Annotated in this window: 1 protein-coding gene and 1 pseudogene; one reads left to right on the top strand and one right to left on the bottom strand. The window is 68.2% G+C overall.

Annotated elements, in window-relative coordinates; all coding sequences use genetic code 11:
- A pseudogene (locus MOV74_RS38790) lies at positions 1-304 on the bottom strand (histidine kinase); the annotation flags it as partial.
- A 190-nt stretch (positions 305-494) separates the two neighbouring features.
- Between MOV74_RS38790 and MOV74_RS38785 the strand changes: the two are divergent.
- A partial coding sequence (locus MOV74_RS38785; RefSeq protein ID WP_246932864.1) for a DUF2380 domain-containing protein occupies positions 495-1,118 on the top strand: 624 nt, incomplete at its 3' end.

Here is a 1,118-nt window from a genome sequence, read left to right as displayed (position 1 = left end):
AGAACCGCTGCAGCATCTCGCCGCTCGCGCCGCGGAAGGCCAGACACAGGCCGGGCGTCATCACATAGGCCGCGACGGGGTCGAGGTTGGGAAAATCGCGCGGGCCGGCCGCCCATTGGATCTTGCCTTGCTGCAGCTCCAGCGATTTCGCCACGATCGCGGCGATGCCGTCGATGCGCGCGTGCACCGCGCGGTCGGCCGCGATCAGGAAATAGGCGGAGATTGCAGCGAAGCAGGCGGCCGTGATGGCGGCCACGCGCAACGTCAGACGGACCTTGAGATCGAATCTCGGGCGGTTCCACATCGAGGGCACCTAGCGCGAACGGGTTGTCGCAGCCGCATTAAACGGCAGAACGCCAGCCGCGGAAAGCGCTACGCTCTGCCGCAGTGCAGCGCCGTGAAATTTTCCCGGCGCTCGCCGGGACGGCCGCCGTTGCAGGGGCGTGGGCTGGCCGCCGAGGTTTGCGAACCGCTTCCTGCTGCGAGGCCCGCTCATGCACCTCTTCCGGTTGATCCTCCCTGCTTTCCTCCTCGCTGTCCTCGTGGGTGTCCGACCTGCCGACGCGGGCCCCGAGGCGGCCGCGGCAGCGCCGGCCGGCGTGTCGATCGAGGATTTCCAATATCTGGATACGTCCGGCGAGCCGGTCGACCAGACCGCCGCCCACGAGAAGCGGCTGGCCGCATTCATGGTCGCGCTGCGGCGGGATGTCGGGGCGGACAAGCGCTATCAGCTCACGCCCGCCGGACAAGCCGATGCGAAATTCAAGGTCGTCGGCGGCGTCCAGAAGACCAGCACGCTGGTGCAATGGGCGCGGGTCGCCGTGATCGATACCGGCGCCAGGAAGGTCCTGTTCGAGAAGCTCTATACGTTTCGCGGCGACAACGACGAAGCCTGGGACCGCGCCGAGGCGTTCCTCGCCCGCGAGGTCATCGCGGCGCTCGCGCAGCCTGCGCCGGTCGCGCTTGCCGTGTTCGATTTCGAACTCGAGGACATGACCGCCGCCTCGGGAGGCACCTTGGCCGCTTCAGACGTATCGTACCTGGCCGAGGTCACCGGCGGCGTGCGTGAGGTCCTCGGCCAATCCGGCCGCTACCGCATCGTCGACGTCGGCAGCGCG

Origin of the sequence: Bradyrhizobium sp. SHOUNA76, from assembly GCF_023006445.1 — a bacterium.
GTDB lineage: Bacteria > Pseudomonadota > Alphaproteobacteria > Rhizobiales > Xanthobacteraceae > Bradyrhizobium.
This window is presented reverse-complemented; position numbering and strand designations above follow the sequence as displayed.